Annotated in this window: 27 protein-coding genes and 1 riboswitch; of the genes, 16 read left to right on the top strand and 11 right to left on the bottom strand. The window is 33.2% G+C overall.

Annotation, left to right across the window (positions count from 1 at the left end; genetic code table 11):
* Positions 1–12: 12 nt before the first annotated feature.
* Positions 13–855 carry a PRD domain-containing protein gene (locus tag Q428_RS03985; RefSeq protein ID WP_035378411.1) on the top strand — a complete coding sequence of 281 codons (843 nt, stop codon included), beginning with the start codon at positions 13–15 and terminating at the stop codon, positions 853–855.
* A 101-nt stretch (positions 856–956) separates the two neighbouring features.
* Here the strand turns inward: Q428_RS03985 and Q428_RS03990 are convergent, their stop codons facing one another.
* The 6 genes from Q428_RS03990 to Q428_RS04015 are packed head-to-tail and all read right to left on the bottom strand — an operon-like array spanning position 957 to position 5,818.
* Entirely contained in the window at positions 957–1,292 is a 336-nt protein-coding gene (locus tag Q428_RS03990) for a 4Fe-4S dicluster domain-containing protein (protein ID WP_035378413.1), read from the bottom strand.
* A gap of 15 nt (positions 1,293–1,307) precedes the next feature.
* Complete coding sequence (locus Q428_RS03995; RefSeq protein ID WP_035378420.1) at positions 1,308–2,384, bottom strand: hydrogenase large subunit; 1,077 nt, start codon at positions 2,382–2,384, stop codon at positions 1,308–1,310.
* Positions 2,385–2,398: 14 nt separating this feature from the next.
* Positions 2,399–2,764, bottom strand: coding sequence for an NADH-quinone oxidoreductase subunit C (locus Q428_RS04000; RefSeq protein ID WP_051514909.1), 366 nt, complete (start codon positions 2,762–2,764; stop codon positions 2,399–2,401).
* Complete coding sequence (locus Q428_RS04005) at positions 2,764–3,228, bottom strand: NADH-quinone oxidoreductase subunit B family protein (protein ID WP_035378421.1); 465 nt, start codon at positions 3,226–3,228, stop codon at positions 2,764–2,766. The genes Q428_RS04000 and Q428_RS04005 overlap by 1 nt, the downstream gene beginning before the upstream one ends.
* A 17-nt stretch (positions 3,229–3,245) precedes the next feature.
* Positions 3,246–4,127, bottom strand: a complete 882-nt coding sequence (locus tag Q428_RS04010) for a respiratory chain complex I subunit 1 family protein (RefSeq protein ID WP_035378423.1) — start codon at positions 4,125–4,127, stop codon at positions 3,246–3,248.
* Positions 4,124–5,818: an NADH-quinone oxidoreductase subunit 5 family protein gene (locus tag Q428_RS04015; protein WP_201769243.1), complete on the bottom strand. Its 1,695-nt coding sequence runs from the start codon at positions 5,816–5,818 to the stop codon at positions 4,124–4,126. Before Q428_RS04015 ends, Q428_RS04010 begins: the two co-directional genes overlap by 4 nt.
* 741 nt (positions 5,819–6,559) lie before the next feature.
* A riboswitch (purine riboswitch) is annotated at positions 6,560–6,661 on the top strand.
* Positions 6,662–6,769: 108 nt separating this feature from the next.
* On the opposite strand from Q428_RS04015, the gene Q428_RS04020 reads away from it, so the two are divergent.
* From Q428_RS04020 to purD, 8 genes are all read left to right on the top strand, one after another.
* A complete protein-coding gene (locus tag Q428_RS04020) occupies positions 6,770–8,143 on the top strand; it encodes an NCS2 family permease (RefSeq protein ID WP_035378427.1) in 1,374 nt (457 codons plus the stop codon).
* A 147-nt stretch (positions 8,144–8,290) separates the two neighbouring features.
* Positions 8,291–8,770 (top strand): 5-(carboxyamino)imidazole ribonucleotide mutase, encoded by a 480-nt coding sequence (gene purE / locus Q428_RS04025; protein WP_035378429.1) that lies wholly within the window; start codon positions 8,291–8,293, stop codon positions 8,768–8,770.
* Positions 8,771–9,487, top strand: coding sequence for a phosphoribosylaminoimidazolesuccinocarboxamide synthase (gene purC, locus Q428_RS04030; protein ID WP_035378431.1), 717 nt, complete (start codon positions 8,771–8,773; stop codon positions 9,485–9,487).
* Between the two features lie 27 nt (positions 9,488–9,514).
* Positions 9,515–10,921, top strand: coding sequence for an amidophosphoribosyltransferase (gene purF, locus Q428_RS04035; protein ID WP_035378433.1), 1,407 nt, complete (start codon positions 9,515–9,517; stop codon positions 10,919–10,921).
* A gap of 4 nt (positions 10,922–10,925) precedes the next feature.
* Positions 10,926–11,921, top strand: coding sequence for a phosphoribosylformylglycinamidine cyclo-ligase (gene purM, locus Q428_RS04040; protein WP_035378435.1), 996 nt, complete (start codon positions 10,926–10,928; stop codon positions 11,919–11,921).
* Positions 11,909–12,505, top strand: coding sequence for a phosphoribosylglycinamide formyltransferase (purN, locus tag Q428_RS04045; protein WP_035378436.1), 597 nt, complete (start codon positions 11,909–11,911; stop codon positions 12,503–12,505). The genes purM and purN overlap by 13 nt, the downstream gene beginning before the upstream one ends.
* Positions 12,502–14,022 (top strand): bifunctional phosphoribosylaminoimidazolecarboxamide formyltransferase/IMP cyclohydrolase, encoded by a 1,521-nt coding sequence (gene purH, locus Q428_RS04050; RefSeq protein ID WP_035378438.1) that lies wholly within the window; start codon positions 12,502–12,504, stop codon positions 14,020–14,022. The genes purN and purH overlap by 4 nt, the downstream gene beginning before the upstream one ends.
* 16 nt (positions 14,023–14,038) lie before the next feature.
* The gene (gene purD, locus Q428_RS04055; RefSeq protein ID WP_035378440.1) at positions 14,039–15,286 is read left to right on the top strand and encodes a phosphoribosylamine--glycine ligase; all 1,248 of its coding nucleotides are present in this window, start codon (positions 14,039–14,041) and stop codon (positions 15,284–15,286) included.
* On the opposite strand, the gene Q428_RS04060 is transcribed toward purD, so the two are convergent.
* The gene (locus tag Q428_RS04060) at positions 15,283–15,489 is read right to left on the bottom strand and encodes a hypothetical protein (protein ID WP_035378441.1); all 207 of its coding nucleotides are present in this window, start codon (positions 15,487–15,489) and stop codon (positions 15,283–15,285) included. The genes purD and Q428_RS04060 overlap by 4 nt on opposite strands.
* A gap of 254 nt (positions 15,490–15,743) precedes the next feature.
* On the opposite strand from Q428_RS04060, the gene Q428_RS04065 reads away from it, so the two are divergent.
* The 3 genes from Q428_RS04065 (at position 15,744) to Q428_RS04075 (ending at position 18,624) form a co-directional block, all read left to right on the top strand.
* Positions 15,744–16,406: a lytic transglycosylase domain-containing protein gene (locus Q428_RS04065; protein ID WP_035378443.1), complete on the top strand. Its 663-nt coding sequence runs from the start codon at positions 15,744–15,746 to the stop codon at positions 16,404–16,406.
* 23 nt (positions 16,407–16,429) lie between these two features.
* The gene (locus tag Q428_RS04070; protein WP_051514910.1) at positions 16,430–17,779 is read left to right on the top strand and encodes a patatin-like phospholipase family protein; all 1,350 of its coding nucleotides are present in this window, start codon (positions 16,430–16,432) and stop codon (positions 17,777–17,779) included.
* Between the two features lie 116 nt (positions 17,780–17,895).
* Positions 17,896–18,624, top strand: coding sequence for a pseudouridine synthase (locus Q428_RS04075; RefSeq protein ID WP_035378445.1), 729 nt, complete (start codon positions 17,896–17,898; stop codon positions 18,622–18,624).
* Between the two features lie 10 nt (positions 18,625–18,634).
* Here Q428_RS04075 and Q428_RS15345 read toward each other — a convergent pair whose 3' ends face one another.
* Positions 18,635–18,793: a hypothetical protein gene (locus Q428_RS15345; RefSeq protein ID WP_161633585.1), complete on the bottom strand. Its 159-nt coding sequence runs from the start codon at positions 18,791–18,793 to the stop codon at positions 18,635–18,637.
* Positions 18,794–18,798: 5 nt separating this feature from the next.
* A complete protein-coding gene (locus Q428_RS15350) occupies positions 18,799–18,954 on the bottom strand; it encodes a hypothetical protein (protein ID WP_161633586.1) in 156 nt (51 codons plus the stop codon).
* A gap of 90 nt (positions 18,955–19,044) precedes the next feature.
* Here Q428_RS15350 and Q428_RS04080 point away from each other — a divergent pair, with 90 nt between their 5' ends.
* Entirely contained in the window at positions 19,045–19,755 is a 711-nt protein-coding gene (locus Q428_RS04080; protein ID WP_051514912.1) for a hypothetical protein, read from the top strand.
* An 87-nt stretch (positions 19,756–19,842) separates the two neighbouring features.
* Here Q428_RS04080 and Q428_RS04085 read toward each other — a convergent pair whose 3' ends face one another.
* Positions 19,843–20,706 (bottom strand): NAD(P)/FAD-dependent oxidoreductase, encoded by an 864-nt coding sequence (locus Q428_RS04085; protein ID WP_035378448.1) that lies wholly within the window; start codon positions 20,704–20,706, stop codon positions 19,843–19,845.
* Between the two features lie 6 nt (positions 20,707–20,712).
* On the bottom strand, positions 20,713–21,033 hold the full coding sequence (trxA, locus tag Q428_RS04090) for a thioredoxin (RefSeq protein WP_035378449.1): 321 nt from the start codon (positions 21,031–21,033) through the stop codon (positions 20,713–20,715).
* A gap of 190 nt (positions 21,034–21,223) precedes the next feature.
* Here trxA and Q428_RS04095 point away from each other — a divergent pair, with 190 nt between their 5' ends.
* The 3 genes from Q428_RS04095 to Q428_RS15705 all read left to right on the top strand — a co-directional run bounded on the left by Q428_RS04095 (position 21,224) and on the right by Q428_RS15705 (position 24,985).
* Positions 21,224–21,541 (top strand): YerC/YecD family TrpR-related protein, encoded by a 318-nt coding sequence (locus Q428_RS04095; protein WP_035378451.1) that lies wholly within the window; start codon positions 21,224–21,226, stop codon positions 21,539–21,541.
* A gap of 151 nt (positions 21,542–21,692) precedes the next feature.
* Positions 21,693–23,366 carry a UvrD-helicase domain-containing protein gene (locus Q428_RS16640; RefSeq protein WP_423219572.1) on the top strand — a complete coding sequence of 558 codons (1,674 nt, stop codon included), beginning with the start codon at positions 21,693–21,695 and terminating at the stop codon, positions 23,364–23,366.
* Positions 23,363–24,985 carry a 3'-5' exonuclease gene (locus Q428_RS15705; RefSeq protein ID WP_201769244.1) on the top strand — a complete coding sequence of 541 codons (1,623 nt, stop codon included), beginning with the start codon at positions 23,363–23,365 and terminating at the stop codon, positions 24,983–24,985. Before Q428_RS16640 ends, Q428_RS15705 begins: the two co-directional genes overlap by 4 nt.
* The last annotated feature ends 12 nt before the right edge of the window (positions 24,986–24,997 follow it).

Genomic DNA, 24,997 nt, shown 5'->3' on the forward strand with positions numbered 1-24,997 from the left:
GAGGTACTTACTATGGAGTCAAAATATGTTATATCCAAGGTTTTAAGTAACAATGTAGTTATAACTGAGAGAAAGAATAAAATATATGTGCTTATAGGTAAGGGTATTGGATTTGCTAAGAAAAAGGGTGATTTTATAACTGATGAGGATACAATTGAACAGAGATTTGCTGCAATTGAAGATGAGGATAAGGAAAATTATACAAGAATTCTTAAGGATATCGATAGAGAAATTGTTGCAGTTTCTGAGGAAATAATAGCCCTTGCAACTAAAAGGCTTGGAGAAGAATTAAATACCCATATACATATTGCATTGGCAGATCATATAAATTTTGCTCTGTATAGAATTAAAGAAGGCATTGAAATAGTTAATCCTTTTCTTTTTGAGATACAGACAATGTACCCCAATGAATATGCAATTGCTTTATCAGCCTGTGAACTCATTGAAAAAAGACTTAATATTAGATTACCTGAGAGTGAGGCGGGATTCATTACCCTTCATATATATTCAGGAAGGGTTAACCAGAGTGTAAATGACAGCTTAAAATATACAAAACTAATAAAGGATATAGTGGTGTTTATTGAAAATGAGATAGGAATCAGCCTTAGTGAAAAATCCCTTGATTATGCAAGGCTTATTTCCCATCTTAAATATGCCCTTTATAGAATAGAAAACGGAAAAGTTCTTGAAAACATCCTATTATCTTCAGTTAAACGTCAGCTAAAAAAGGAATATAAACTTTCAAAGAAGATATGCCAATATATATCAGAAAAGATAAATAAAGATGTTCCTGAGGATGAGGTTGGATATATTGCGGTACATTTAAACAGATTATTAAACAGTGTTGACAGATAATGAAATAAACAAGGAATATAAAATCACCTTCATACTTGTCCTTAATGCAAGACAGGCATGAAGGTGATTATTGTGTCTTCAGGGAAAGAAACTTGGAAGGATTAATCAACCTTTTTTATAGAGATGTATTTTTTGTTCTCAGCAACGTCCCTGCGTTTATTAAGCATAGTGATACATTTTTTAGGACACACATTTACACATTCGCCGCAGATTATACAGCGATAGGCATTTAACTCCCATATCTTTTCAGCTCTGTTTACTTTTATAGCATCGGCGGGACACTTACGCTGGCAAATACCACAGTGGATGCAATCTGCTGTTTCAAAATGTATCTTATGCCTTGTTCTTTCAAAGGAGTCCCTTTCTTTTAATGGATAGAGTCTTGTCTTTGGCTTCTTTAAAAAGTTTTTTAATACTATGTTAAGCATATTGGCCATGAAAACACCTTCTTTCTATCTCTCAGTACAGCTGATACAAGGATCAATTGTAAGTACAATAACAGGAACATCCTGAAGTCTGCTTCCTGGCAGCATCTTTAATAAAGTAGGTATATTTGCAAAGGTTGGAGTTCTTATTTTTAATCTGCTTAATGTTTTGGTTCCATTAGTTTTAATATAGTAGATAGCTTCACCCCGGGGCTGCTCTAATCTTGAAATAACTTCTCCATTTGGTAATCCCTTTACCGGTATAAAAATTTCGCCGGAAGGTAACTTTGAAATAGCCTGACGTATCAATTGGAATGATTGATAAATCTCTTTTATTCTAACTACTGTTCTTCCGTATGAATCACAATGGTTGTCCACAATAGGTTCAAAGTCTAGGTATTTATAGGCACTATATCCTGTGGTTCTCAAATCCAGTGGAATGCCGCTTCCCTTTGCTATTGGGCCTAAAGCTCCAAGTTCTCTGGCATCTTCAGGTGTTAATATCCCTATACCTGCAAGTCTTTGTTTAACTGTGTAATTATTCAAAAATACATTTTCTACATCTTTAATTTTTTCCTCTAATCTGTTTATGGTATCTAAAATAAATTTGATGTGTTCATCAGTAAAATCCTTGGTTACCCCACCAACCTTGTTTGCTGAAATTATAACCCTGTTACCTGTAATCATTTCCATAATATCTAATATATCTTCCCTGTATCTCCATGTTTCCATAAACAGACTTTCAAAACCAAATGAATCTGCTAAGAGCCCAAGCCACAGCAGATGGCTTTGAACACGGGCAATTTCTGCAAGTATTGTTCTAATGTATTCGGCACGTTGGGGTATCTGTATATTCATAATACTTTCTATACCTCTGGTATAGGCCATGGAGTGCATAAAACTACATATTCCACAGACTCTTTCAACTATATATACACTTTGTTCATAATCCTTAAGTTCTGTTAATTTTTCAAGTCCCCTATGGACATAGCCTATTGCTGGGATAGCCTCTACAACTACATCATCTTCAAGGACAAGTTTAAGTTGGAGAGGTTCTGGAAGTACTGGATGTTGAGGTCCAAAGGGAATAACTGTCTTTGCCATAATTATGCTCCTTTCTATTCTGCCTTATTATTAACCATTGGTGTTTTTGGACTATTTGGAGTTAAATAAAGGGCTCCCTTATAATCAACAATCAGTCCTTTAAACTTTAGTCCATATAAATCCTGATATTCATTTTCTATTAAAAATGCTGCAGGAAAAATTTTTGATATACTTGTAATTTCATCAGTTTGATTTACTACAATTTTAATATGTTCCATTTCAAAATTTAAATCAAAGTGATAGTCAAGTTCGAAGATATCATTTTCCTGTACACATGTCATTGCTGCGAATCTATATCCTTTTAGTTTCATATTATTAACAGCTTCAAGGAGGTTTTTCTTTTCAACTGTTGTTACATTATCAATCATTCTGTCTAGCATTATATTGCAACTCCTTTATCTGGATTTTTAATCTTTATTCTTTTTTCCTCCAGTATTCTTGAGGCTTCAATAAGTCCATCTATTATTGATTCTGGCTTTGGACAACAACCAGGTACATAAACATCAACAGGAAGTATCTCATCAATTCCACCTATAACGTTGTAGCAACTATGAAAAACTCCACCTGTACAGGCACATGCCCCAACTGCAACCACAACCTTAGGCTCTGGCATCTGATTATATATATTCTTAAGAACGTCAATATTTTTGTAATTAGCAGATCCTGTAACCACAAGAATATCTGCCTGTTTTGGAGTCCCTACGTTAATTATTCCAAGACGTTCGGCATCATATATTGGGGTTAGACAGGCAAGAAATTCTATATCACATCCATTGCAGCTATTGCAGTTTACATGAACAACCCAAGGTGATTTTGACATTATGTTTTTTGATATTCCAGCCATACTCAAAAACCTCTTTTCTATAGTATTTTAACGTTATACAGATAAATAAATAAAATATTGGCTATTGATAAACCGATGATGATAGTCCAGGTAAATTTCAGCATCCATTCCCAGGAAAGTCTTGCACAAATATTATCAATGACTATTTCAAGGAAGAAGGTTATTAGGGCTAATATTAAACCTATTATTGGACTTGTGTACCAAAATAGAAAAATCAGACCCAATAGAAATACATATTCATACCAATGAGCAACCTCAATTATAGCCAGTGCTGGTCCAGAGTATTCGGTAAACATACCCTTTACAAGCTCCTGATGAGCATGATGGGATGTTGAAAAATCAAATGGTGATTTTTTGAATTTTATAGTCATAATAAAAAGCATGGCTATAAAAATTAAAGGTAAATAATATAAAAGAGGCTTATTTGTATAGGCAAGTTTTGAAATTTTAAATGAACCAGTGAGCATATACATACCTATTATGTAAAATAAAAGTATAGGCTCATATGCAAGCATAGAAATTGTCTCACGAACACTTCCAATTCTGCTGTAAGGAGAACCGGTACTCATACCTCCTACAATCAGAGATGTATTTGCTATTGTATAAACAAATATAATCATTAGAAAATCCATTTTCATTAAAAGCATAAAAAGGCTTAATACAACGAATATAAAGTAGGTTATTACGTAGACGTTTTGATATTTGTTAACTACAATATTCTCTTTATTAAAAAGCTTAATTACATCATATAGAGGCTGCAAAAGTGGAGGGCCCACTCTTCCTTGAAGATGAGCTGTCACTTTTCTATCTATACCAGATAGAATGCAACCAATAACAGGTGGTAAAATTAAAATCAAAAGAAGTTTTATTAAGATTTTTAAATTAATTAACGTAATCATTTGAGTCCCCCCAATAAGCAGATGATAATTATTGAAGATGAAACAACATATCCAAAGGTTGTGAGAGCTTTTTCGTCTAAAATATTGTCAAAATAAAGATTTGAAACCTTAGCTTTTTCATACTTGCCATTCCAGCTTCTGAAATAATTTTCTCCCTCTGCAAAATTGTTTTCACCACACATATAAATACTTTTAATGTTTGCAGAAGAGATCATTAACCTTCTCATCAAAATTACAAATAAAACAACAAGACCTAAAGCGATAAATACCATTGCTTCGTTAAATGTCCCTAGTTTAGAAACAACTTCTCCTCTTTTTATATACATGTCTGTACTCTTTTTAAGTAACTTATTTACTTCAGGGGAAACGAAATTGTTAAATATAGGTGTTATAAATATACTTGTCATCAATACTCCAAAACCAAGGGCCCAAAGAGGAAAGAAAATACAGAAATCTTTTTTATCCTGGGCTTTGAGTTCAGTTACCGGATAGGCTAATATTGAGCCCAGCCATTTTGTATAATAAAGCGTAGTAAGTGCACTACCTAAAACTAAAAAGCTTGCAACAAAAGGATTGCTGCCTGCAGCCTCAATTGACATCCATTTAGTAACAAGGACACCAAAAGGAGGAAGTATCATAGAAATTATTCCGAAGGATGTAAGTATTGAAAGAACCGGTGCAATACGGATAAGTCCAGTCATATCCTCTATATCCCTGCTGCCAATTGTATGCTCTATCTGACCAGTACAAAGGAAAAGTAGAGCCTTTGATATTGCATGAAATATAATGAGAATAATTGCAGCAGAAACGGCAACTCCAGTGCCAATACCAGCACTGCATATAATAAGACCTAGATTAGCTATTGTAGAATATGCAAGAATTCTTTTTGCATTTCTTTGTGCAACTGCAATTGCAGAACAGATGAAAAATGTAAAAGCACCGTAAATAGCTATAACAGTTCCAAGTCTGGTGCCAGCATATGCAGGTGAAAGTTTGACAATCAGATATACACCAGCCTTTACCATTGTGCTTGAGTGTAATAAAGCTGACACAGGGGTTGGTGCTACCATGGCACCTAAAAGCCAGCTTTGAAATGGCATTTGTGCTGATTTAACAAAGCCAGCAATACATAAAAGGAAAACAGGTAACATAAGACTAAGGCTTATACTACCGTGTTGGATTATACCTGAAAGGGTATCTATATCCAGCATCTTTTTTAAAAGTATATTTCCAACGCCAAAGCATATACCACCAATAAGATTTAGAAATAGTGCTCTAAATCCGCTTTTATATGCTTCATCATCTCCGTTATAGGAGATAAGAATAAATGAAGTAATTGTGGTTATTTCCCAAAAGAAATAAACCATTGATAAAGAGTCACTTACCACAAGTCCATTCATTGCAGATAAAAACAGGCAAATTATTGGATAAAATAACTTTTGTTTGCTTTCAATACCATGATGATGTTCATACTCAGATATATATCCATTTGCAAAGATAACAATCAGAGTACCAACAATATTGATTATCAAGAGCATTGCTAAAGAAAACTTGTCTATTCCAACAGTTAAGATTTCAGATTTATCTGGTGTAAATATTGTGAATAAAGTAATAATTGTTTGTATCACAGTAAGAATAAAAATTCCTATTTTGTGATGTTTTACTGAGATTTTAAATAAATAGAGAATCATTAAAATTTCAGAAAGGGTTATTATTCCTTCTGATATTTTAAATATTTGCCCTGTTAGTCGGATGCTTAATGAACCTTTATAAGCTAAAAAAATAGAAAGTATAGAACAAATGAAAAACATTAAAAATGATAAGGGTTTGTAAAGTTTTTTATTGCTGTAAATAAAAACAATAGAAAAGATTAAAGGTATTAGTAATAGTAATAAGACTATCTGTTCCATAAAACTCCTCCTGTCCATAAAATTTAAAATATTATGAATAATCAAAGCAAATTCCGGTATATGAGGAAATTTTTTAGAACACTATACTTTTTTCATAATAAAGCCCCCCAAAAATTTATTATAAATAAAATAAATTAGATAAAAATAAAGTATAGGACTTTAAAAATTTTAAACTTTTAAAGTCCTATGACATTAATTAACTGTAAATCAATGTTTCATAAGGCTGTTTTCAGGATGTCAAAAATCTGTGTGAGTATTACTTAAAACAAAAAAATACATAATCCTATAAAATGAAACAAAAAAGCCACTACTATCTGATTATAGTACCAAAAATACTAAAAAACAATAAATTATGAAAAAAAAGTAATTTTTTTTAAAATTATTTTGAACTAAAAGCAAATACGAATTATAAAAAGGATAAATAACTTCAAATATCGTAATATAACGAAATATAAAAATATTTTATGGAAATATGTTGACTATATACTAGGGTGATGTTATTATAAGTGTGTAAGAAATGTACAATATAAATAATTTGCTATCCATATAATCCTGATAATATGGTTCGGGAGTTTCTACAAGAAGACCGATAATCTTCTTACTATGGGTAAATCCATTAGGAACTTACTTATAAGACCACCCGGATTTACTCATTCCGTGGTGTTTTTTATTTAAAAAGTGGTTTCAAAACTACCTGGCTTACTACAGGACTTACTTTAAGGAGGGTGTAAAATGGAATTATCCAAAAAGGACAGAGGATTACTATCATCATTAGACAAGTTTTTTAAACTTTCTGAGAGAAAAACAAATGTAAAGACAGAAGTTATTGCAGGAATTACAACTTTTTTAGCAATGGCTTATATAGTTATTGTTAATCCTAACATTTTAAGTGCTACTGGAATGGATAAGGGGGCAGTTTTCACAGCAACCTGTATTTCAGCGGCAGTAGGTACTTTTATAATGGCATTATACGCAAATGTTCCATTTGCACAGGCACCTGGCATGGGGCTTAATGCTTTTTTCACATTCAGTGTTGTCAAGGGAATGGGTTATACATGGCAACAGGCACTTGCAGCAGTATTTATCTCAGGGGTATTGTTTATTATAATAACTCTTACATCCTTAAGAGAAAAAATAGTAGATGCAATCCCAACAAATCTTAAATATGCTATTTCAGGTGGTATAGGTTTGTTTATTGCCCTTATTGGTCTTAAGGGTGGAAATATAATAGTTGATAATCCAGAAACATTAGTTGCCTTTGGGAGCTTTACAGATAAACATGCAATTTTAACGTTGATAGGTATAGTTATAACTGCAGTTTTAATGTCACGTAAAGTTATGGGATCTATTTTAATTGGTATAGTATTAACTACAATAATTGGTATTCCTATGGGTATTACACAGATAAACAATTTACAGGTTATAAGCAGTCCAGCTTCTTTGGCACCAACTTTTCTTCAAATGGATTTTAAGGGACTTTTAAGCCATAGTGGGGCAGAAGCAGGTGCTGTGGGAACTTTTATGAGTATCATTATGGTAATTATTACATTCAGTTTAGTTGATATGTTTGATAATATTGGAACATTGGTAGGTACAGCTCAAAAGGCAGACATGTTAGATGAAAATGGAAGAATGCATAACATGAATAAAGCACTTATTTCGGATGCAGTTGCAACAACAGTTGGGGCTATGCTTGGAACAAGTACTGTTACAACATATGTTGAATCAGCTGCAGGTGTGTCAGAAGGGGGAAGAACTGGTCTTACTTCAGTAGTTACAGGATTACTTCTTCTACTAGCTTTATTTTTCAGTGGTTTAGTGGGTATTGTACCTTCACAGGCAACGGCACCAGCACTTGTAATAGTTGGTGTACTTATGATGGAATCAGTAAAGAACATTGATTTTGATGACTTTACAGAAGCACTTCCTGCATTCTTTACTATTGCAATAATGCCATTCAGCTACAGTATTGCCAATGGAATTGCAGCAGGATTGATTTTTTACCCAATAGTTAAAGTAACAACAGGAAAACAAAAGGAAGTTCATCCGATAGTGTATGTTTTAGCTGTATTGTTTATTTTAAGATTTGCTTTAATACGTCATTAATTTTGTACTGAAATCAGGTCCGAATAGAGCTCTATTCGGACCTGAAAACTAGGATGGAGATTAGTTTGTTGTGCTATTTTTGGTTTATGGAAAAGAAAAATAGGACAAGAAATTAATTATAAATTTTTAGAACAGGGGGTATTGTGAATGAAAGTAGCTATAATTTTTGGCAGCAAATCCGATAAGGAGATAATGAAGGGAGCAGCTGATGCATTAAAGGAGTTTTCAGTTGAATATAAGGCCTTTATTCTGTCAGCTCATCGTGTTCCGGAAAAACTGATGGAGGTTTTAAAGGAACTTGAAAATCAAAATTGCGAATGTATTATTGCAGGTGCTGGACTTGCAGCTCATCTACCAGGTGTAATAGCTTCTCATACTACACTTCCTGTAATTGGTGTACCAATAAACGCAGCATTAAATGGATTAGATTCTCTTCTTTCAATAGTTCAAATGCCAAAGTCAATTCCAGTTGCAACAGTTGGAATAAATAACAGTTATAATGCAGGTATGCTGGCAGTTCAAATCCTTTCCAATAAATATCCAGAGATAAAAGATAAATTAAAAGAGTATAGAAAAAACATGAAGGATAAATTTATAAAAGAAAATAATGAAGGAGTGGAGTTTTAAATGGAAAAGAAGGAAATGATGTATGAAGGAAAGGCAAAAAAGGTTTATTCAACTGAAGATAAAGACTATGTAGTTATTTATTACAAGGATGATGCAACGGCTTTTAATGGAGAAAAAAAGGGTCAGATTGAGGATAAGGGAGTATTAAACAATAATATAACTTCAATGTTATTTGAACTTTTAGAGAAGAAGGGTGTTAAAACTCATTTTGTGAAAAAAATAAGTGACAGGGAACAGATCTGTAGAAAAGTTGATATAATTCCATTAGAAGTTATTGTAAGAAATTATGCAGCAGGGAGCATGGCTAAAAGGCTTGGTTTAAAAGAAGGAATGGAGCTAAAAACAACAGTACTTGAACTTTCTTATAAAGATGACAGCCTTGGAGATCCTATGATAAACGATTATCATGCAGTTGGAATTGGAGCAGCTACCTTTGAAGAGTTAAATGAAATATATTCAGTTGCCAAAAAGGTAAATGATATTCTTAGCGAATTCTTTTTAAAATCAGGAATCAGGCTAATAGATTTTAAACTCGAATTTGGAAAATTTAACGGGGAAATATTATTAGCCGATGAAATATCCCCAGATACCTGCAGATTCTGGGATGCTGAAACTGGAGAAAAACTTGATAAGGATAGATTCAGAAGGGACCTTGGAAATGTAAAGGAAGCATATGTAGAAATATTAAAGAGGATTGAGGATGAAATCAGGGCCTAACAGTTCTGCAGTGGAAAGGAGATAGCTATGTACGATAGGGTTATGGATAAATTTAAAGAAGAGTGTGGAGTTTTTGGAATATATTCATATGAAACAATGGATGTAGCAACAATTGCATATTATGGTTTATATGCACTTCAGCATAGAGGTCAGGAAAGTGCAGGCATAGTTGTATCCGATGGAGAGAGGCTTGAGTGTTATAAAAATATGGGCTTAGTAAGTGATATTTTTGAAAAGAATGTACTTGATAGGTTGAAAGGAAAGTCTGCCATAGGTCATGTCCGTTATTCTACTACTGGAGGAAGCAGCCTTACAAATGCACAACCGATATTAAGCCAATATAAACTTGGGGAAATTGCTATAGCCCATAATGGAAATTTAGTAAATGCAGATGTTGTCAGGGAACTTTTAGAGGATAGTGGTGTTATATTTCAGACATCAACGGATTCAGAAGTAATTTTAAACCTAATTGCCAAGTCTGCAAAAAAGGGTATTGAGCGAGCTGTAGTTGAAACCATGCAGATTATAAAGGGTTCATATGCTATAACGATTTTAACAGAGAATAAATTAATTGGAGTAAGGGATCCAAATGGAATAAGACCTTTATGTATCGGAAAGTTAAATGAAAGCTATATATTAGCATCAGAGAGCTGTGCCCTTGATGCAGTTGGGGCTGAGTTTATAAGAGATGTTAACCCAGGTGAAGTGGTAATAATAGATGAAAATGGAATAAGCACAATGGATGTAGCTGAGAAAACAAGCTGCCAGACATGTGCCTTTGAATATATATACTTTGCTAGACCAGACAGTACCATTGATGGGATTAACGTTTATACTTCAAGGGTTGTGGCAGGGGAACTGTTATATAAGGAATGTCCAGCTGAGGCAGATATTGTTATAGGTGTTCCTGATTCAGGTGTTCCAGCAGCAGTTGGTTTTGCAAAGGCATCAGGTATACCATATGGTATCGGTTTAATAAAAAACAGATATGTTGGAAGAACATTTATATCTCCATCACAGGAACTTAGGGAGCAGGCAGTCTCTGTGAAATTAAATCCTTTAAAAGTTAATATTGAGGGGAAAAGAGTAGTTTTAATCGATGACTCAATAGTCAGGGGAACAACCAGCAAAAGGATTGTTGATATATTAAGAAAATCAGGTGCAAAGGAAATTCATTTTAGAGTGGCATCTCCTGCAGTAAAATATCCATGTTATTTTGGAATAGATACACCATATAGAAAAGAGCTTATAGGCTCATTCATGACCTTAGATGAAATTAAAGATACAATAGGAGCAGACAGTGTTGGATATTTAAGCATAGATGGATTATTAACTTCTTTAGAGGGAAAAGGTTTTTGTCTTGGATGTTTTAACGGAGTTTATCCTGTTTCAGCTCCTATTGAGGCTTGTAAACTTCAATTAGAAAGGAAGTAGTTCAATGATTAACTATAAAGATGCAGGTGTTGATATAGAAGAAGGGTATAAGGCAGTTAAGCTTATTAAAAATCATGCTGCAAAGACTTTCATTCCAGGGGTTATAAATGACATTGGAAGTTTTGCCGGAATGTTTGAACTAAATGGGTATAAAAATCCTGTACTGGTTTCAGGAACTGATGGGGTAGGAACAAAGCTTGAAATAGCATTTAAAATGAACAGGCATAATACCATCGGTATAGATGCTGTTGCAATGTGTGTAAACGACATTCTGTGTCATGGCGCAAAACCTCTATTCTTTCTTGATTATATTGCATGTGGAAAGCTTGATGCAAATGTGGCATCTGAAATCGTCGAAGGGGTTGCAAATGGTTGTATCCAGGCAGGATGTGCATTAATTGGAGGAGAAACAGCAGAAATGCCAGGTTTCTATAAAGATGGAGAATATGATATAGCAGGGTTTGCCGTAGGAATTGTTGAAAAGGATGAAATAATAGATGGAAGGGATATAAAAGATGGGGATGTTTTAATAGGTATAGCCTCCTCAGGAATTCACAGCAATGGATATTCCTTGGTTAGAAAGTTAATTACAGATTACAATAAAGATTTTTCAGGACAACTAATAGGAGATATACTTTTAACTCCTACAAAGATATATGTAAAATCAGTTCTTTCAATTATTAATAAATTTAAAATTAAGGGTATGGCACATATAACTGGGGGAGGATTTATTGAAAATATTCCAAGAATGTTTAAGGGCAGCTTTACAGCAGTTATCGACAAAAACAGTATTAAGGTTCATGACATTTTTAAATATATAATGTCCTTTGGAGTTTCAGAGGATAACATGTTTAACACCTATAATATGGGGGTTGGATTTGTACTTTGTGTAGACAAGGACGATGTGGAAGGGGTAATAGAATCCCTTGAAAAAATGGGAGAAACAGCCTATAAAATAGGTCATGTTGAGGCTGGAGGTGCAGGTGTTTGCATAAAATAGCGGTACTTATTTCTGGTGGCGGCAGCAACCTTCAGGCAATTTTAGACAGTATAGATAGCGGTTATTTAAATTGTTCCATTGAGGCAGTTATAAGTGATAATCCTTCAGCCTACGGAATTGAAAGGGCAAGGTCAAAAAATATAGATGTTTTTATTTTAAATAAGAAGATTTACGGTGATAGACTTTCTGATGAAATATTAAAGATTTTAAGTGGCAGGGTTGAACTTATTGTGCTAGCAGGTTTCTTATCCATTCTAAAGGGGGATATTTTAAAGAGTTTTAAAGGAAGAATAATAAATATACATCCTTCCTTGATACCTTCATTCTGTGGCAGCGGGATGTATGGTATTAAGGTGCACAAAAGTGCTTTAGAATATGGTGTAAAGATAACCGGCTGTACAGTACATTTTGTTGATGAGGGAGTAGATACAGGGAAAATAATACTTCAAAAGGCAGTACCTGTACTTGAGGACGATACTCCTGAAATTCTGCAAAAAAGAGTTTTAGAAGCAGAACATAGGGCTTTACCGGAAGCTATCAGGCTGATTTTAAACAGTGGAAAACAGAGGGAGGGGATTAAATGATTAAAAGAGCTTTGATAAGTGTCTACAATAAGGACGGAATACTTGAAATGGCAAGGTTTTTAATCGATAGAAAGGTTGAAATTATCTCAACAGGCGGAACATATAGATACTTAAAGGAAAATAATATTCCAGTTACTGAGGTTTCAGAAATAACAGGGTTTAAGGAAATTTTAGATGGTAGAGTAAAAACCCTTCATCCTAAGATCCATGCAGGAATACTGGCAATTAGAGACAATAAGGAACATATGGAAATAATATCTGATGAAAATATCAATACAATTGATATGGTTATTGTTAATCTCTATCCCTTCTTTGAAAAGGTAAATGAAGATATTGAATTTGAAGAGAAAGTTGAGTTTATTGATATTGGTGGACCAACAATGCTCAGAGCAGCCGCAAAAAATTTTCAAGACGTTATAGTCTTAACAGATAACAAGGACTATATTGAAGTAATGAGACAGATTGATGAGTATGAAGATGTAAATTATATTACAAAAAGAAGGCTTGCTGCCAAGGTCTTTAATTTAATGTCAGCATATGACGCAGCAGTTGCAGAGTTTCTTTTTGAGGACAATACCAGGTTAAAGGACAAAGCTTTTCCACACTATCTTTCAGTTTCCTATGAAAAGAAACTGGATTTAAGATATGGGGAAAATCCTCATCAAAATGCAGCATATTATGTTTCAACTACAGGAAAAGGTGCAATGAAGGATTTTAAACAATTAAATGGTAAGGAACTTTCCTACAACAACATTAAGGATATGGATATAGCATGGAAGGTTGTGTGTGAATTTGAAGAAGCAGCATGTTGTGCAGTAAAGCACAACACACCTTGTGGTGTTGCCATAGATGATACTATTAAAGGTGCATATGTTAAGGCATATGAATGCGATCCTGTTTCAATATTTGGAGGAATAGTGGCTTTTAATAAAAAGGTTGATAAAACAGTTGCTGAAGAACTTGTAAAAATATTCCTTGAAATTGTAATTGCACCTGAATTCGATGATGAAGCACTTGAAATTTTAAAATCAAAGAAAAACTTAAGGATAATACTTTGTGATGTTAAACCACAGGATAAATATGAGGTTGCAAGTGTAGATGGGGGAATATTAATACAGACAGTAGATGATAAACTCATTAATGATTTTAAAGTCGTTACCAATGTTGAGCCAGATGAAAAATATCTTAAGGATATGATATTTGGAATGAAGGTAGTAAAATATGTAAAATCCAATGCTATAGTTGTTGTTAAAGACGGAAAGGCTGCAGGAATTGCAGGAGGTCAGGTTAATAGAATATGGCCGGCTATTCAGGCTATGGACAGGGCAAAGGATGGATGTGTTCTGGCTTCAGATGCATTTTTCCCATTCAGAGATATTGTGGAAGAAGCAAATAAATACGGAATAAAAGCGATAATACAGCCAGGAGGTTCTATAAATGATAAAGATTCAATAGATGCCTGCAATGAATTTGGTATTCCAATGGTATTTACAGGTATAAGACATTTTAAACATTAATGTATGAGGTGATAATTTGAAGGTTCTAGTTATAGGAAGCGGCGGAAGAGAACATGCAATTGCCTGGAAGATAAGTCAGAATTCTGATGTTGAAAAAATATATTGTGCACCTGGAAATGGCGGAACCTTTTTTGAAAATAAGTGTCACAACATTAATTTAACCAGAATAGATGATTTACTTAATTTTGCAAGGAAAGAAAACATAGATTTAACTGTTGTAGGGCCTGAGGCCCCCTTAGTTGAAGGTATAGTTGATGTTTTTAAAAAAGAGGGACTCAGGATTTTTGGACCTTCTAAAAGGGCTGCACAGCTTGAAGGAAGCAAGATTTTTTCCAAAAACTTTATGAAAAAATATAATGTAAAGACGGCAGCCTATGAAGTCTTTGAGGAGGAAGCATCAGCTGTAGAGTATCTAAAGGAATGTGAATATCCAATTGTAATAAAGGCTGATGGACTTGCTGCAGGAAAAGGTGTGGCAATATGTAACAGTTTTGAAGAAGCACAGGGTGTAATATCAGATTTTATGATACAGGATATCTTTAAAGGTGCAGGAAAGAGAATAGTTATAGAAGAATATTTAGATGGAGTTGAAGCATCAATTTTGTCAGTTACAGATGGAAAAACAATCATACCTTTTATATCAGCAAAGGATCACAAAACCATATTTGAAGGCAATCAGGGTCCTAATACTGGAGGTATGGGGGTTATAGCACCGAATCCATATTGTACAGAAGAAGTGTATAAGGACTTTCAGGAGAACATAATGATTCCTACACTTAAGGGTATTCAGGAAGAAAAAATGGATTTTACAGGAATTATATTCTTTGGAATCATGATAACAAAAAAGGGAGTATATCTTTTAGAATACAATGTAAGAATGGGGGATCCGGAAACCGAAGCATTACTTCCCCTTATGAAAAGTGATTTAACCCAAATCATAATAAATGCCTGTGATAATAGGCTTAATGAAATTCAGATAGAATGGTTTCAGGGTTATTCATGTTGTGTAATTGCATCTTCAAAGGGATATCCAGGAAAATACAAAACGGGTTTTGAAATTACAGGAATTGAAAAAACGAAGGGAAAGGTATTTATTGCTGGAGCTGCAGCAGAAAGTAATAGATTAACTACTTCCGGAGGCAGAGTTTTAGCTGTAACTTATGTGGCAGAGGAACTAAATGACGCAGTTAAAGGGGCATATGAAGATTTAAACAATATTAATTTTGAAGGAATTTATTATAGAAAGGATATAGGAAGGCTTTAGGACCTTCCTATATCCTTTGGCATAACCATTTTTCTTTGAAGAGTTTCAACGGATTCCATTGGTGTATCTGGATCTTCCGGTATAGATGATACTTCATATGTATCATTTAAATCTAATCTGCCCTTTGGTCCTTCAGGCCAAATTAATGCATTTTGGAAATGTTCAGTTATTGGATAACCGTTTTTTGAAGTCTCTTTATTCATCATATCTCTCCTTTCATACATCTAAAAATAGCATGTGAGTTTTCAAAGAAAATTATTTATCAAAAAGAAAAAAATAAGGGACAGTCAACAATTGTTTGAAATTTCACCTACCTTTGCTACATATAAAACCAAAACAAAGAAAAAACTTGCTATGTGTAGAAAATGTGGGAAATAACACTACTAATTTTCTAAAAATTTTAACATGAGTTCTGATGTTTTTGTGTTATAATTATTAGCAAGAGGAGGGACAGACAGTGAATGTTGAACATGTTTCAAAGCTAATTCAAGTTTATATTCTTCAAAGTCTTAACTCAGGTGATAATAGCAATCCGCAAACATCAGCTATGTTTGAGTTGATTCTTCAGAGCTTGATGAAAGATATTGACGTAAATGGTTTATCCCAAGGGATGAATTATCAAAACCTAGGTGTTGATAGGAATTTTAGTAGTGATGAATTTAAAAATAGTAATTTAAATTATAATGAGGATATAAAGATAACAGAAAAATCAACAATGGATATAGAAAGTGCTATTAAATATGCATCACAAAAGTATGGTGTCGAAGAGGAGTTTATAAGAGCAATTATAAAAAATGAATCAGGATTTAACCAAAATGCAATTTCAAAGGCAGGGGCTATGGGGTTAATGCAATTGATGCCTTCAACTGCAAAATCTTTAGGAGTTAATAATCCCTTTGACGTATTAGAAAACATTGATGGGGGAACAAGATATATTAAGAGACTTATAAATGCATTTAATGGTAATAAGGAATTAGCACTTTCTGCATATAATGGTGGAATTGGGCGAATGAACAAACGTGGTGTAGATACTGTTGAAGAAATAAATAAAATGCCTAAGGAAACGCAGAAATATGTTGATAAAGTTATGAAGACATACAATACCTATAAAAATTTATAGCTGCCCATTGGGGGTGAAATAAGATGAATGGATATGGTCTCGTATTAGGTGGAGGAGGTGCCAAAGGCGGATATGAAATAGGAGTATGGAAAGCTTTAAAGGAGCTTGATATACCTATTAAAGCTGTTGCAGGCACTTCAGTTGGAGCACTGAATGGAGCAATGATTGTTCAAGATGATTATGAATTAGCATCTGAATTATGGACAAGTTTATCTATTGAGAGTGTAATAAAAGTAGAAAAGGAACTAGCAGTGGTGAATGAAAAAAACAAGAAATCACCTGTTGTTTTGGCTGCAATGAAAAATATGATATCATCAGGAGGCTTAGATGTTACTCCACTAAAGGAACTCTTAAACCGTATTATAAATGAAAAGAAGATTAGAGATTCTCAGATAGATTTAGGTATGGTTACTTTTTCATTATCAGATTTTAAACCAATAAAAGTATTTAAATCAGATATTCCTGATGGAAAATTAGTTGATTATCTTCTTGCAAGTTCATGTTTTCCAGCCTTTAAACCCCATGAAATTGACAGTAAGAAATTTATTGATGGTGGGGTTTATGATAACATTCCAGTTTCCTTGATGATTGAAAAAGGGATTAAAGATATAATTGTAGTGGATATTTCAGGTTTAGGACTTGTTAGAAAAATAGATAAAAAAGGTTTAAATATTATTGAGATAAAGAATTCTGAAGATTTAGGTGGAACATTAGATTTCAATGGGGAAAGGTCTAAAATAAATATAGATATAGGGTATTACGATACTTTAAAAGCCTTTGGAAAGTTAAAGGGAAGTAGATACTATATTATACCTTCAGATGAGTTTGAAGATAAAAAAAGACATTACATTGATAATATTGGTTTAGAAGAAATAAAAAAAATGTATAACTTTTTAGGTGTAAGTTTAGGACCAAAATCAGCAGCCAATAGCAAATTGATTTTGGATAGAATTTTAAGAACCATTAACCAATATGCTGGTCAAAAACTGGATAGTTATAGTATTTTTCCAGCAATGGCTGAGATTACAGCTGAACAGCTGGGAATAGATAGAAGAAGGATATATGATTTAAATGAGTTAGTTCAGGAAATAATGAAGGAATATGATGTAATAAAAAACAGTGCTGATTTTAAAGAATACATTAAAGGGTTAACAAAGCTTATATTAAGCAGAAGCCAACTTGAATTTGACAGAGAAATAAAAAAGACGTTAATAGAAGGAAAATTTTTAATTTCATATGACCCGTATTTATATGAAACTAACGATAATATTAAGAGATTTCGTAGATTTTTGGCAGTAGCGATGCCTAAAATACTTATTGCAAATATGTTTATATCCCTGATTCTTTCAAAAGAAGATAGACAGGGACAGTAAAGAACTGTTCCCTATTGGTATAGGAATTTCAAATTTCAGCTTAAATGCTGTATAATATTTTTCATATTATATATAATGTATATAGTGAAAAATATGCATGATTTTGGAGGAAGAAGATGGCTAAAGAAAGATTGGATAAAATTTTAGCAAACATGGGGTATGGAACACGAAAGGAAGTTAAACTTCTGGTTAAACAAAAGGAAGTAAGTGTTAATGGAAATATAGTAAAAGATGCTTCAATGCATGTTTCACCTGAAGATGATGATATCTTTGTATATGGTGAAAAATTAATATATAAAAAATACATTTATTTAATGATGAATAAACCTCAGGGAGTCATTTCAGCAACTGAAGATTATTATGACAAGACGGTTATTGATTTAATTGCACCAGAATATCAGATTTTTAAACCTGCACCAGTTGGAAGGTTAGATAAGGATACGGAAGGTTTATTATTGCTAACTAACGATGGTGATTTAAACCATAGACTTTTATCACCTAAAAAACATGTTCCAAAGAAATATTATGCTGTAATAAGTGGTATAGTTACAGAGGAGGATGTTTCAAAATTTTCTAAAGGTGTAGTTTTAGATGACGGATATAAAACTATGCCTGCTGAATTAAAGATACTTAAATCTCAGGAAGAATCACAAATCGAGGTTATTTTATATGAAGGTAAATTTCATCAGGTTAAAAGGATGTTTGAAGCTGTTGGGAAAAAGGTAGTTTATTTAAAGAGAATAGAGATGGGACCTTTAAAGCTTGATGAAAATTTAAAACTTGGCGAATATAGAGAGCTCACGGAGGATGAGCTGGAAAATCTTTTTAATGCTATAGAAAAATAGTGCTCAGGAATCAGTTAATCCTGAGCACTATTTTTCCATCAACAATTTCAACATATTCTCCTGTTGTTTTGTTTAAGGGTAAAAAATCAGTTTTTAAGGATATGATGTTGTTATCCTCTGTAACAATTTTTGTAGTGCCATTTTCAACTTTAATTATTCGCCCAAGCATAAAAGTTACTCCATGGAAGGTGGAATTTCACCAGTGAGATGTATTTCGTGACCTTTTTTTACATTACTAGGTAAATTCTCAACCTTCATATTCATAGTTCTGCCATCTGGGAGCTTAATCAGGGCATATTTTTCGTTTATGTCGTGTATTTTTCCCTTCATTAGAAAACCTCCTAGAAATTATTTTAATTTGCAGTTATATTATTTGTAGAAAACAAAAAAATATTGATTTATATTCAGGAGAGTGAAAAAATGGCAGTATATCTAGATATAGATTTAGATTTTCTTGTAAAGCCTATTAGAAAAGAAAGTATTAATAATGTAAGGATGTATAAATATGAAGAATGTTCTGTGGATAATGTTGATGAATTTATTGAGTTGCTAAAAAGTAAGGGGCTGTTAAATTCAAAGGATAAAAAATTCTTTACTAATCATAAAAAAAGTTATACCTACTGGTGGATAAAAAGGCTAATGGACAATACTCTTATTCATATAGATGCCCATAGTGATTTATATAGAAATAAGAATAGGAATCTTACACTTTTAAGGGATACTGATATGGGTTGCGACGATTACATTTGGTTTGCTATAAGGGATGGTTTTATATCTAAAATAATCTGGGTTATTCCTGATGGTCTTTATGATTTATCTGAAGCAGATTTGGCTAAAAAGTTTATACCAGAGGATATGATATTAGATTATAGATATGAAGAAAATCAGTTAAAAATTAAGTTTGAAGTAGATACAAGAATTGGAAACAGGGTTATAGAATATTGTATCTGCAATCTTTTACATCTACCAGCCTTTGAAAATATAGAGATGATGACAGTGGCAACTTCCCCGGAGTTTACTTCAGAGTCATGTGACAAAGAAATGATGAGGGCTTTAACTTTTTTGGGAGCTTCGGAGGATGAGATAACAAGAATAATGAAGCTGCATAAGGAAATGCCCCATAAACTATAAATGGAGTAATAAAAATTGTTAAGTAAGAAAAGGACTCTGCAAATTAAAAGTTAATAACAGAGTCCTTATTGTTAATTGTTTTATTTGTTAGTGTTTCATCTTATCTATATAGCTTACAGCTGACAGGGCAGCTATTTGTCCTTCACCGACAGCTTTAGCAAGCTGATAAGGCTTACCTGCACAGTCCCCTGCTGCATATAGACCAGGTATGTTGGTTTCCATATTTCTGTTTACTTTAATATGTTTTTCATAAAGCTCAAGGCCAGGAACAAGTTGTTCCATTGGAGCAGTCTCTTTTATTAAGAACACACCATCAACGTTAAGTGTTGAATTGTTAAACAAAATTCCACTAGCATGTTTATTTCCAATAATTTTAAGTGGGATTTCATTAATTATTTCTATATTTCCTTTGAGTTTGGAAGAGAATTTATACATTGGAATATAATAGACTTTGCTGCAAACCTCAGATAAAAATTCAGCCTCTTCTTCACCCTCTGAAGTATATCCTATGATGGCAACGTTTTTTCCTTTATATAGTGGTGCATCACAGGTAGCACAGTATCCAACACCATTTCCTAAGAATTCTTTCTCCCCATCAATATCATTGCCGTAGGATATACCAGTGGCAATTATGCAGGTTTTGGATCTGATGGTCTCGTTTCCGCAAAGTATGTTAAATTCCTCCCCTAAAGAATAGACTCCATCAGCCTTCTTTTTTGTTATTTCAATTCCCATTGACTCAACATGGCGAATTAAGGACTGCCTTAAATCTTCTCCCTTTATATTAGGAAGACCAGGGTAGTTATATATTATTGGTGTTTTATGAAGTTTAGGACTACAGAGCTCTACTCCCAGGAGTAGAAGCTTTTTGTTTCTTATTTTGGCATTAATAGAGGCAGATAATCCAGCTGGGCCACAACCTATTATTACTACATCATAAATTTCATTCATAATATATTAAGAGAAAAACTCACTTATTTCTTTTTCTAAAATTGGTTGCGGCTTAAAGCCTACGAAGGTTTTTACTGCCTTTTTATCTTTAAACATTATTAAGGTTGGTATGCTGTTAATGCTATATTGATTTGCAATATCTGCACTTTTATCAACATTAACCTTTACTACTTTCAACATTTCACCATATTTATGGGAAATACTCTCTATGACTGGGGACAACATTTTACATGGCTGACACCAATCTGCATAAAAATCTACAAGAACCGGACGTTGTGAATTGAGAACTTCTTTATCGAATTCATTCTGTGAAACCTCAAGAACCATATATATTCCTCCTCTCCTATAATTACACTATTATTATTTTAATTTATATCATTTCATATTCACTTCAACTGTAAGTAAAACAAATATTTCATTACACTAAAGTAAGAAATTATGGTATAATTATTATAGACAAGCCGTATGCAGATTAATACTTATATTTGGAAGTTTATTTTATATATGGGGTGATTAAATGAAGGAGTTCGTTTCAAGAATTAAGAGTAAAGAAAACGATAAATTATTTGAAGCAATTTTACAGTTGCAAAGTATTGAAGACTGCTATAAGTTTTTTGAGGATATATGCACAATAAATGAGCTTAATGCTATATCACAAAGACTTCAGGTAGCTGAAATGTTAATGCAGAAAAAGACCTATATTGATATAGCGGATACTACAGGAGCGAGTACAGCAACAATAAGCAGAGTTAACAGGTCTTTAAATTACGGAAACAGAGGTTATCAGATAGTTTTTGAAAGATTAAAGGAAAAGAAAAACAATAATCAGGAGTAATATTTTATAATTAATATAGAGGGGCTGTAACATTAGCGGTTAAAAAGTGCTGATGTTACAGCCCTTATTTATTTTGATTATAAGGTTTTGCATTTATGGCAATAATGCTATAATATTAGGGATATCTAAATAAGGTGTTCAGGAGGAGTTTATGATAGATTTAAAGGATTTGAATAAAGAACAAAGGGAAGCAGTTGAATCTACAGAAGGTCCACTGCTGATTTTAGCAGGTGCTGGGTCAGGAAAGACACGAGTTTTGACATATAGAATAGCTAATTTGATAGAAAAAGGAGTTTTCCCGGGAAATATTCTGGCGATTACCTTTACTAACAAAGCTGCTGCTGAGATGAAGGAGAGAATCCAGGGACTTGTTGGTGAAGAAGCAAGAAATATGTGGGTAAGTACTTTCCATTCAACATGTGTCAGGATTTTAAGACAGGATATAGATAAAATAGGATATAATAAAAATTTTGTTATTTATGATACAAATGATCAGGAAAAATTAATAAAGGAATGTCTGAAGGAATTGAACCTTGATGAAAAACTTTATGTTCCAAAGGATATTATAAATAAAATAGGTTCACAAAAGGATGTTCTGATTGATGCAGACACTTTCTACAGAAAAAATGCTAATGACTTTAAAACAAGAAAAATAGCAGAAATTTACAAATTATACCAAAAAAAATTAAAGGATAATAATGCACTGGATTTTGATGATATTATAATGAAAACGGTTTTATTGTTTAAGGAACATGATGATGTTTTAAAATATTATCAAAGAAAGTTCAGATATATAATGGTAGACGAGTATCAAGATACAAATAAAGCTCAATATGAACTTATTAAGCTTATGTCTAGTGAACACAAAAACCTATGCGTCGTTGGCGATGATGATCAGTGTATCTTAAAGGGAATGAAGATTACAACTCCTAACGGGGATAGCAACATCGAGGAGATAAAGGAAAAAGATAATGTAGTTTGTGCTGCAGGATATGGTGAAGCAGGTATAGGTGTTGTAGATAAGGTGATGAAGAAAAAATATGTTGGACCAGTAATAAAAGTAACAACTAAAACAGGAAGAGAAATTAAAGCAACGCCGAACCATATAGGATTTGCTAAGATTAATGCTAATCCAGGTGTTTATTATGTTTATTTGATGTATAAACGGGGCGTAGGTTTTAGAATAGGTCAAACACAGGATGTAAGAAGTAGAAAAGGTGAAATAGTTAGCGGTCTTTATGTAAGACTGAATCAAGAGCATGCAGATAAGATGTGGATTTTAAAAGTGTGTAATAATAAGGCAGAGGCCTCATACTATGAACAATTTTTTGCATTTAGATATGGAATACCTACAACTGTGTTTGAAACAACAGGACGTAAGATGTCTATGACGCAGGAATATATAAATAAAATATTCAATGAAATAAATACCCAAGAGGCTGCATCAAGGCTAATGGAAGATAATATGATATTTGAGGAGTATCCTCATCATATATGTAATGCTGTAATTAAAGGACAGTCAACAAGAAGGATTGTTAATATATGCTCCTTTGGTGGAAAAAGATATCAAGGAACAAACTGCTGTAGTCATAGGATTGCCCTTATTACATCAGGGGATGAATTGAAAAAAAGTGCGCAGGAAAATGATTTTCCAGTACGTGATGGCCAGAGAGATACCTGGAGAATAGAAACAGAAAGGAAAGACTATGACGAGGCTGTCTTATATGCAAAAAAAATAGCCCAAATAGATAACGATTTAGAAATCGTAAAGAAGGCAAGGTTAACTGAGGAAAAAAGTTTCGACTATATGCATTTGCACATATGAAGCCGTCAATGTCTTTAGCTGTATATGAAAATGGAAGGATTGTAGAAGATATTATCGAGAGTGTAGAAGTAGAAGAATATGAAGGATATGTATACGATTTATCAGTTCCACAATACAGGCAATTTGTGTGTGAAGGTGTAGTAGTACATAATTCAATCTATGGCTGGAGAGGTGCAGATATTAGAAACATTCTAGAGTTTGAAAAGGATTATCCAGAGGTTAAGATAGTTAAGCTTGAGCAGAATTATAGATGTACGAAAAAAATATTGGATGCTGCGAATTTTGTGATAGCAAATAATGAAAGACGAAAGGCTAAAAGACTTTGGACAGAAAATGAAGAGGGAGAGAAAATTAAATTTTATAAGGCAGATACTGATGGAGACGAGGCATATTTCATTGTTAATGAAATTAAAAAATTAGTTGAAGAAGGGAATTCATACAGAGATTTTGCAATTCTATATAGAACAAATGCAATGTCACGTATTCTGGAGGAAAAATTTGTAACATCATCAGTGCCCTATAAGGTTGTTGGAGGTCTTAAATTCTACGACAGAAAAGAAATAAGAGATATTCTTGCATATTTAAAAGTCATCAATAATCCTTTAGATGGTATAAGTTTAGAGAGGATAATTAATACACCAAAAAGGGGAATTGGAGATGCAACAATAGAAAAGCTGAAGGATAATGCCAGGGAAATGGATGTCAGCCTTTACAGCATATTATTAGAAATTGATGCCGTAGAAGGTATAAATACAAGGGCATTAAACTCACTTCATAAGTTTATTAGTTTAATGAACTATTTTATTCTTGCTAAAGAAAGTCTTAAGGTGTCAGAATTGATAAATGAAATACTTGAAAAAACAGGCTACTTAAGAGAGCTTAAGGAAGAAAATACTCCAGAGAGCAGGGGCAGGATTGAAAACCTTCAGGAGCTTTACTCTGCTGCTATTGAGTTTGAGGAAAAATCAGAAGATAAAAGTCTTCCTGCCTTTCTTGAAAAGGTTGCACTTGTATCAGATCAGGATCAGTTAAGTGAGGCAGGTGGGGTTACACTAATGACACTTCATACAGCAAAGGGTCTTGAATTTCCTGTTGTTTTCATAGCAGGATTTGAAGAAGGTATTTTCCCTCATTTTTCAGCCTTGGAGGATGAAAGTGAGATGGAGGAAGAAAGACGACTTTGCTATGTTGGTATTACCAGGGCAAAGGAGAGGCTTTATTTAACCTGTGCAAGACAGAGGATGATGTTTGGAAGAACAATGTTTAATTCTGTTTCTTCCTTTGCAGAGGAAATACCAGAAGGTCTAATTGAGGATATTTCAAGATATAATAACAGTTTTAATAGAGTCTATGGTTATGAAAATACCAGAACTTCAGTAATTAATAGGACACATAACCTAACATCACCGATAAATAGGCCTATACAGCAAAGTTCTGGGCAGAAAAAGCCCTTCAATGATGAAATAAGGGCTGGAATGAAAATAAAACATGATAAATTTGGTAAAGGCCTAGTAATTGCAGTTAAGGAAATAACAGGAGATAAGCAAATAACAGTGCATTTTGAGAATATGGGGCTTAAAAATCTGCTGCTAAGCTCAGCACCTATAGAGAAACTTTAAAATAGAGGGATG

Origin of the sequence: Fervidicella metallireducens AeB (genome assembly GCF_000601455.1) — a bacterium.
Classification (GTDB): domain Bacteria; phylum Bacillota; class Clostridia; order Clostridiales; family Caloramatoraceae; genus Fervidicella; species Fervidicella metallireducens.

Excerpts from the sequence above, each read along its gene's own strand:
- Q428_RS03985 (WP_035378411.1), top strand. The coding sequence starts at position 13 with ATGGAGTCAAAATATGTTATATCCAAGGTTTTAAGTAACAATGTAGTT.
- Q428_RS03990 (WP_035378413.1), bottom strand. The coding sequence starts at position 1,292 with ATGGCCAATATGCTTAACATAGTATTAAAAAACTTTTTAAAGAAGCCA.
- Q428_RS03995 (WP_035378420.1), bottom strand. The coding sequence starts at position 2,384 with ATGGCAAAGACAGTTATTCCCTTTGGACCTCAACATCCAGTACTTCCA.
- Q428_RS04000 (WP_051514909.1), bottom strand. The coding sequence starts at position 2,764 with ATGCTAGACAGAATGATTGATAATGTAACAACAGTTGAAAAGAAAAAC.
- Q428_RS04005 (WP_035378421.1), bottom strand. The coding sequence starts at position 3,228 with ATGGCTGGAATATCAAAAAACATAATGTCAAAATCACCTTGGGTTGTT.
- Q428_RS04010 (WP_035378423.1), bottom strand. The coding sequence starts at position 4,127 with ATGATTACGTTAATTAATTTAAAAATCTTAATAAAACTTCTTTTGATT.
- Q428_RS04015 (WP_201769243.1), bottom strand. The coding sequence starts at position 5,818 with ATGATTCTCTATTTATTTAAAATCTCAGTAAAACATCACAAAATAGGA.
- Q428_RS04020 (WP_035378427.1), top strand. The coding sequence starts at position 6,770 with ATGGAATTATCCAAAAAGGACAGAGGATTACTATCATCATTAGACAAG.
- purE (WP_035378429.1), top strand. The coding sequence starts at position 8,291 with ATGAAAGTAGCTATAATTTTTGGCAGCAAATCCGATAAGGAGATAATG.
- purC (WP_035378431.1), top strand. The coding sequence starts at position 8,771 with ATGGAAAAGAAGGAAATGATGTATGAAGGAAAGGCAAAAAAGGTTTAT.
- purF (WP_035378433.1), top strand. The coding sequence starts at position 9,515 with ATGTACGATAGGGTTATGGATAAATTTAAAGAAGAGTGTGGAGTTTTT.
- purM (WP_035378435.1), top strand. The coding sequence starts at position 10,926 with ATGATTAACTATAAAGATGCAGGTGTTGATATAGAAGAAGGGTATAAG.
- purH (WP_035378438.1), top strand. The coding sequence starts at position 12,502 with ATGATTAAAAGAGCTTTGATAAGTGTCTACAATAAGGACGGAATACTT.
- Q428_RS04060 (WP_035378441.1), bottom strand. The coding sequence starts at position 15,489 with ATGAATAAAGAGACTTCAAAAAACGGTTATCCAATAACTGAACATTTC.
- Q428_RS04070 (WP_051514910.1), top strand. The coding sequence starts at position 16,430 with ATGAATGGATATGGTCTCGTATTAGGTGGAGGAGGTGCCAAAGGCGGA.
- Q428_RS04075 (WP_035378445.1), top strand. The coding sequence starts at position 17,896 with ATGGCTAAAGAAAGATTGGATAAAATTTTAGCAAACATGGGGTATGGA.
- Q428_RS15345 (WP_161633585.1), bottom strand. The coding sequence starts at position 18,793 with ATGCTTGGGCGAATAATTAAAGTTGAAAATGGCACTACAAAAATTGTT.
- Q428_RS15350 (WP_161633586.1), bottom strand. The coding sequence starts at position 18,954 with ATGAAGGGAAAAATACACGACATAAACGAAAAATATGCCCTGATTAAG.
- Q428_RS04080 (WP_051514912.1), top strand. The coding sequence starts at position 19,045 with ATGGCAGTATATCTAGATATAGATTTAGATTTTCTTGTAAAGCCTATT.
- Q428_RS04085 (WP_035378448.1), bottom strand. The coding sequence starts at position 20,706 with ATGAATGAAATTTATGATGTAGTAATAATAGGTTGTGGCCCAGCTGGA.
- trxA (WP_035378449.1), bottom strand. The coding sequence starts at position 21,033 with ATGGTTCTTGAGGTTTCACAGAATGAATTCGATAAAGAAGTTCTCAAT.
- Q428_RS04095 (WP_035378451.1), top strand. The coding sequence starts at position 21,224 with ATGAAGGAGTTCGTTTCAAGAATTAAGAGTAAAGAAAACGATAAATTA.
- Q428_RS16640 (WP_423219572.1), top strand. The coding sequence starts at position 21,693 with ATGATAGATTTAAAGGATTTGAATAAAGAACAAAGGGAAGCAGTTGAA.
- Q428_RS15705 (WP_201769244.1), top strand. The coding sequence starts at position 23,363 with ATGAAGCCGTCAATGTCTTTAGCTGTATATGAAAATGGAAGGATTGTA.